Origin of the sequence: Aminiphilus sp., assembly GCF_029975095.1 — a bacterium.
Classification (GTDB): domain Bacteria; phylum Synergistota; class Synergistia; order Synergistales; family Aminiphilaceae; genus Aminiphilus.
On the sequence record NZ_JARKPW010000006.1, the window covers coordinates 23,531 to 29,724 of the forward strand.

Here is a 6,194-nt window from a genome sequence, read left to right on the forward strand (position 1 = left end):
GGTGCAATGACTTAATGCATGTTCTATTGCTCTGATGTTTTTAATAACAGTGAAAGAGGATGATTGTATGCTGCTTGCAATTCTTCAGGCCCGAGTGAGTTCGTCTCGGTTTCCTCGCAAAGTTCTCGCGCCTCTGTTGGAAAAACCGATGATTCTGAGGCAAATTGAAAGAGTCCGCAGAGCCGGGGCAATCGACAGGCTTCTTTTGGCGACGAGCGACGATCCTTCCGATGCGGAGTTGGCCTCTCTCTGCGAGAGAGAGGGCGTGGAATGGTATCGCGGTTCCCTGCAGGACGTTCTTGATCGCTTCTATCATGCGGCGGTGCGTTTTCAGCCGCGGCATGTCGTCCGTCTTACCGGGGATTGTCCTCTGGCCGATCCTTCCGTCATCGATGCAGTGGTGGAAAAGCATCTCCGGGAAAAGAACGACTATACGAGCAACACGCTGGTCCCCACGTTTCCGGATGGTCTGGATGTCGAGGTCTTCCGCTTTTCCCTGTTGGAAGAGGCGTGGCGAAACGCGGAGCTTCCTTCCGAGAGAGAACATGTGACCCCCTTCATGTATAAAAGGCCTGAGACGTACAAATTGGGAAACCTTGAAAGGGAAGGGGACAATCTTCAGTATCTCCGCTGGACGGTGGATGAGCCGGAGGACCTTATCTTTGTCGCGAAGATTTACCAGGCTCTTTATCCATCGAACCCTTCTTTCACGACACAGGACGTGCTTGAATTTCTCGCGGAACATCGGGAAGTGCTTGAAATCAACAATAAATTTGTCAGAAACGAGGGTCTCTTGAAATCCGCCGCAGAAGACAAGACATTTCTTGAGGCTCGAAGGAGGCAATAGCCGATGAATCGTTCTCTTTCCGCACAAGAGAGGGCAAAGCGAGTCATTCCGGGGATGACACAGCTTCTTTCAAAACGCCCCGACATGTTTTCCCTCGGTGTCTGGCCAGGATATTACGACAAAGCGAAGGGCTGTACCGTCTGGGACCTGGACGGGAACGAATACATCGACATGAGCATCTCCGGGATCGGTGCGAACGTCCTGGGATACGCGGATGATGACGTGGACGATGCGGTCGTCGGGGCAATCCGGACTGGGTCCAGTTCGTCGCTGAACTGCCTCGAAGAAGTGGAACTCGCGGAATTGCTGTGTGAACTCCATCCCTGGGCGGGCATGGCGCGTTTTACCCGTTCGGGCGGCGAGGCCATGACCGTGGCGGTGCGCATCGCCCGTGCGCACACGGGAAAGGATACGGTTGCCTTTTGCGGATACCACGGCTGGCACGACTGGTATCTTGCGGCGAATGTCGGCACGGAAAATGCCTTGGGTGAGCACCTGATCGCCGGGCTCGACCCCTGCGGCGTGCCGAAGGCCCTTCGGGGTACCGCGATTCCTTTCCGTTTCAACAGGCTCGATGAGCTGGAAAAAATCGTCGGAGAGCACGGTAAGGATCTCGCTGCCATTGTTCTGGAGCCGATCAGGAACGCGCCTCCCACGGAAGATTTTGTTCGGGGAGTTCGTGCGGCGGCCGATGCGTGCGGTGCGGTTCTCATTGTCGACGAGATCTCCTCGGGATTGCGAATGAACACCGGCGGAGCCCATCTGCTTTTCGGGTTTGAGCCGGACATGGCGGTCTTTTCGAAGGCGCTCGGCAACGGATATCCAATCGGGGCGGTTCTCGGCAAAGAATCGGTGATGCAGTCGGCGCAGAAGACGTTCATTTCCAGTACGTGCTGGACTGAGCGAATCGGCCCCGTCGCTGCCTTGGCGACGCTCCGGAAGCACCGCCGGGAGAACGTGGGTTCTCGGTTGATGCAGCTCGGGCGGAACGTTCAGGACGGATGGAGACACTTGCTCACGAAGCACGGCATCAAGAGCGACGTGAACGGCATGTTGCCCATGAGCCACCTCGATTTTGAGACCCCTTGTCCTCAGCACACGAAGGCTCTTTTTGTCCAGATCATGCTCGAACAGGGTTTTCTTGCATCAAACCTGTATTATGCCATGTACGCTCACCGGGACGAGCACGTTGCGCGGTATCTGAAAAGCGCCGATGTCGCCTTCGGCGTCATTGCGGAGGGATTGCGGAACCAGAGCCTGGAGAAAATGCTCAAGGGGTTGCCATCCGCGACGGGTTTCAAGAGGTTGACATGAGATGAAGGTGCTCGAGGTACGGAATAAAAGAAAAATCGGCGGAGGAGCACCGGCCTTTGTCATCGCTGAAATAGGAGCGAATCATAATTGCTCTCTTTCTTTGGCGAAGGAGATGATTGACGCTGCCGTCGCGGCGAAGGCCGATGCGGTGAAGTTTCAGATCTACAGTGCCGAGACGCTCTATTCGCGCAACACGCCGCGTCATTCTGGTTACGACAAGGACCTTTTCTCCCTCATCAAGGAGATCGAAACTCCCCGGGACTGGCTCCCCGAGCTGGCGGCCTACTGCGAGGAGCGCAACATCCTCTTCTTCGCCACGCCCTTCGATGCCGCCGCCGTGGACGAGCTGGACGCCGTCAGTGCGTTGTTCAAGATCGCCTCTTTTGAAATTGTGGATCTTCCCCTGATTCGTTATTGCGCCTCCAAGGGAAAGCCGCTCCTTCTCTCCACCGGCCTTGCCTCGATGGAGGAAATAGAGGATGCCTACGTGACGTGCAGGGACGCGGGAAACGAACAGGTGGCCTTTCTTCAGTGCGCTTCGGTGTATCCTGCACCGGCGCACATCATGAACCTGCGGAGTATGGAAACGTTGCGCCGCGCCTTCGGTGTGCCCACGGGTCTTTCCGACCACACCCGGGGAATTCATGTGAGCGTCGCCGCCGTGGCTCTCGGCGCGTCGGTGATCGAGAAGCATTTCACCATGGACCGGACCATGAAGGGGCCCGACCACCCCTTTGCCATCGAACCCGACGAACTCGCGGAGCTTGTCCGTCAGATCCGCGAAGTAGAAGCCGCACTGGGCGACGGGCGAAAGCTCGGGCCTGCTCCGGAGGAGCTGGAATTTTACCAGAAAGCGCGCAGAAGCCTCCACGCGGCAGTCGACATTCCCGAGGGAACGGTCATCACCGAAGAAATGGTGTGCGCGAAACGCCCTGGTTTCGGCATTCGCCCGAAACATTTGCCGTTGGTGCTGGGCCGGACTGCCCGGCGGCATATCGAGGCGGATGCGTGGATCACCTGGGAGATGATCTGAGTGCGTGTTCTTTTGTTGGGGCCAGATGATTCTCCTTTGTCGCATATCCGGAGAAAAACCTATCGTGATTCAGACAGCGAAAAATTATTGCTGAGAGAGTGAAGAGAAGGAACGCCGTTTTTTGTAGAAACGAGAGATCGACAAAGGGAGAGTCGGTGCTGATGCCTTTCTCGAAGAAGTCCGCCGTAACCTTTCTCGACGTCGCCGCGATCCCCGACGAGATCCAATGGAGGATTCTGGAGTGGCGGAACAGTGATTCCGTTCGTTCTCAAATGCTGCGGCAGCATTTGATTTCCCGGGAAGAGCACGGGGCGTGGCTTGCTGGACAGCGGAGCGGCGCGGGTGAGACCCGTTGTCGTGTCGCCCATGTGGATGACAAACCGTTCGGTGTCGTTTCGTTGAATCATATCGACATGCGTGCGGGCAACTCCGATTGGGGGATGTACATCGGAGAAAAGGAATTTCTGGGAAAAGGCTTGGGTAAAGTTCTCTTGGCGGAGATTCTTCGTTGGGGATTTGAAGAAATGGATCTACAACGCCTTTATACATCCGTGCTTGCGACGAACGCCCAGGCGTTGGATCTTTATCTGAAAGCCGGTTTTATCCAGGAAGGACGATGGAGAAACCATGTCCTTTGCGAGACGGGGGAGCGAAAGGATCTTTTGTGGATCGGCATGCTCCGCGACGAATGGGAAGCGGAGAAGTCCCGTATTCTGCAATGGGCCTTGTCGCGTTGAGCCTGTGGAGATCTGAATTCTGGAAGTCTCTCGTACATACAGCGATCATGTCCACAGAGAGAGGCGTGTTCCTTCATTGCCATGTTGCGCATGAGGGAACACGAGGAAGAGAAGAGCTGCTGTAGCCGTCACTCCCCCGACGGTGCCGGAGCGACCACGGGAAGAATCCACCAGACGAGACGCCGGGAGACGCCGCTCCTTGTGCGCACCTCCTCCCCCTTCTCCTGGGCCTGATGGTAGGGAGAAAAGACCACGTAGTATCCTTCTGTTTCTCCGGAGCGCTCCAGATAGGCTTCGAGCTGATCCTTGCCCGCCTCGAACTCGTCCTTGCCGGTGAAGCGCTTCACTTCCACGATCCACCGCTTGCCTCCCTGAAGCACCAAAAGGTCCACCCGACCACCCCCTTCGGGAACCTCGGGAAAGACGTGTCCTCCAAGGAGTCCGGCGAAGGAGGCGAGAAAGGCGTCGAGGTTGTAGTGGTACACGCCTTCAAGGACTTTCCCCCGGGAGAAGACGATGTTGCCTCGCTCCAAAACATAGGCGGCATAGCGGTCGAGCACCTGTTCCATCCGGAGGGTTCCCTCCTGGTCCAGGTAGTCCCGCACACTCTGGAAGGGATCCTTGAAGCGTTCCCGTTCGCCGTTCCCTGCGGGCTTGAAGGTGGCGTAGAGGCGCTTCTTGTAGATGGGAACGGGAATGACGCACTCGTTCTCCTCACCGATCTCGATCACGCCGTTGGTCTTGAGAAAGGCGATCCGGTCGTCGTCCACGGTGAACTCCACGGGGCCGTCGAAGAGGATGCGCCGCAGGATCTCCGGGTGCTGTTTCGCCTTGTTCACCACGTTGGCGATGTTCTTGTCCGTGTAGTACCGGAGAAAGTCGTTCAGGGTGCGGAAGAAGAGCGCTTCCGTGACGGGTTCGCCGCCGGGGGCTTTTTTTTCCACCAGGTCCCGGGCGAGGGCGTTCACCAGGCCGGGCTGTCCCGCGGTGTCGCTCCAGATACGCCGCCGCACCTCCGGGTCGAAGATCTGCCCCGTCTCCCGGGTGTGCTGAAGCAGAAGGTCCTCGGTCTCCTCCCGGGTGAAGTAGGGGATGGTGATCTGCTCGGCGATGTTGAAGGGGCTCGCGGTGCTCTGGAGGATCCCCGTGATGTTCGACACGCCCACCAGAATGACGCTCCGGAGACGGTAGACCGTCTTTGTGTGGTACACGCGTCGCAGTCCATGCAGGAAACGGTTGAGAACCCGCATGTTCTGCAGTCCTTCCATTTCGTCCACGATGAGGATGATATCCCGATCATAGGAATCGGCGAACATACGCCACCACTCGGAAAGTGCCGGCATGGAGGACGGGGATGTCTCGGGAAAACGGTTCGGATCAAGCCCGAGCCGTTCCGTTTCGCGGAGGAGAAAAAGGCGGAAAAAATGAAGAAACTCCGCTTCGGGAAGATCCCCCAAATCCTCGAAGCTGACCCACAAAGGCAGCCAGGCAGGGCGAGAGGCGCGTATCTCGTCCGCGAGAAACTGGAAGTAGGTGCTCTTGCCGCTCTGGCGCGGGGCGGTGAGGGTGAAATACCGCCATTCCTCCACTTTCTTGAGGCCCGCCGCGACCAGCTCCGTGCGGGGGACGTAGTAGTTCCGCTCTTTGTCGATGGGGCCTTCGGTGCAGAAGCTCCGGGGCATGAGAGCATCACCTCTTTGTCGTGACTTTTTGGAGAACCACCGGTGGACGGTCAAGGGTCGTGCGCAGGTTGGAGTTCACGGCATCTTTTCGGAGAACGCATGCTGAAACTGCTTTTATGGGCACATGTCACCGTCACTCCCCCGACGGTACCGGCGCTGCCACGGGAAGAATCCACCACACTAGCCTCCGGGAGATGCCCTCTTTGGTGCGCACCTCCTCGCCCTTCTCCTGGGCCTGGTGGTAGGGAGAAAAGACCACGTAGTATCCTTCTGTTTCTCCGGAGCGCTCCAGATAGGCTTCGAGCTGGTTCTTCCCCTCCTCGAAGGCCCGGAGGGTGGTGAAGCGCTTCACCTCCACGATCCACTGCTTTCCCCCCTGGAGCACGAGGAGATCCACCCGCCCTCCGCCGAGGGGAACTTCCGGAAGGACGGAACCTCCGAAGACGGTGGCGTAGGAGGCGAGAAAGGCGTCGAGGTTGTAGTGGTACACGCCTTCGAGGACCTTTCCCCGGGAGAAGACGATGTTCCCCCGGTCTCGTACATAGGCGGCGTAGCGGTCGAGGAGTTTCTCCAGGTCGAGG

Annotated in this window: 6 protein-coding genes; 4 read left to right on the top strand and 2 right to left on the bottom strand. The window is 57.7% G+C overall.

The features are described 5' to 3' along the window. Positions 1-67: 67 nt before the first annotated feature. The 4 genes from Q1K49_RS00460 to pseH all read left to right on the top strand — a co-directional run bounded on the left by Q1K49_RS00460 (position 68) and on the right by pseH (position 3,931). Positions 68-847 carry a glycosyltransferase family protein gene (locus Q1K49_RS00460; RefSeq protein ID WP_300521489.1) on the top strand — a complete coding sequence of 260 codons (780 nt, stop codon included), beginning with the start codon at positions 68-70 and terminating at the stop codon, positions 845-847. Between the two features lie 3 nt (positions 848-850). Further along, positions 851-2,161: an aminotransferase class III-fold pyridoxal phosphate-dependent enzyme gene (locus Q1K49_RS00465; RefSeq protein ID WP_300521492.1), complete on the top strand. Its 1,311-nt coding sequence runs from the start codon at positions 851-853 to the stop codon at positions 2,159-2,161. 1 nt (position 2,162) lies between these two features. Then, complete coding sequence (locus tag Q1K49_RS00470; RefSeq protein WP_300521495.1) at positions 2,163-3,194, top strand: N-acetylneuraminate synthase family protein; 1,032 nt, start codon at positions 2,163-2,165, stop codon at positions 3,192-3,194. A 161-nt stretch (positions 3,195-3,355) separates the two neighbouring features. Further along, a complete protein-coding gene (pseH, locus tag Q1K49_RS00475; RefSeq protein ID WP_300521497.1) occupies positions 3,356-3,931 on the top strand; it encodes a UDP-4-amino-4,6-dideoxy-N-acetyl-beta-L-altrosamine N-acetyltransferase in 576 nt (191 codons plus the stop codon). Between the two features lie 128 nt (positions 3,932-4,059). Here the strand turns inward: pseH and Q1K49_RS00480 are convergent, their stop codons facing one another. Then, positions 4,060-5,613 (bottom strand): AAA-like domain-containing protein, encoded by a 1,554-nt coding sequence (locus Q1K49_RS00480; RefSeq protein ID WP_300521500.1) that lies wholly within the window; start codon positions 5,611-5,613, stop codon positions 4,060-4,062. Between the two features lie 133 nt (positions 5,614-5,746). Beyond that, positions 5,747-6,194, bottom strand: a 448-nt coding sequence (locus Q1K49_RS00485; protein WP_300521503.1) for a hypothetical protein, incomplete at its 5' end; no start/stop codon positions are given.

Excerpts from the sequence above, each read along its gene's own strand:
- Q1K49_RS00460 (WP_300521489.1), top strand. The coding sequence starts at position 68 with ATGCTGCTTGCAATTCTTCAGGCCCGAGTGAGTTCGTCTCGGTTTCCT.
- Q1K49_RS00465 (WP_300521492.1), top strand. The coding sequence starts at position 851 with ATGAATCGTTCTCTTTCCGCACAAGAGAGGGCAAAGCGAGTCATTCCG.
- Q1K49_RS00470 (WP_300521495.1), top strand. The coding sequence starts at position 2,163 with ATGAAGGTGCTCGAGGTACGGAATAAAAGAAAAATCGGCGGAGGAGCA.
- pseH (WP_300521497.1), top strand. The coding sequence starts at position 3,356 with ATGCCTTTCTCGAAGAAGTCCGCCGTAACCTTTCTCGACGTCGCCGCG.
- Q1K49_RS00480 (WP_300521500.1), bottom strand. The coding sequence starts at position 5,613 with ATGCCCCGGAGCTTCTGCACCGAAGGCCCCATCGACAAAGAGCGGAAC.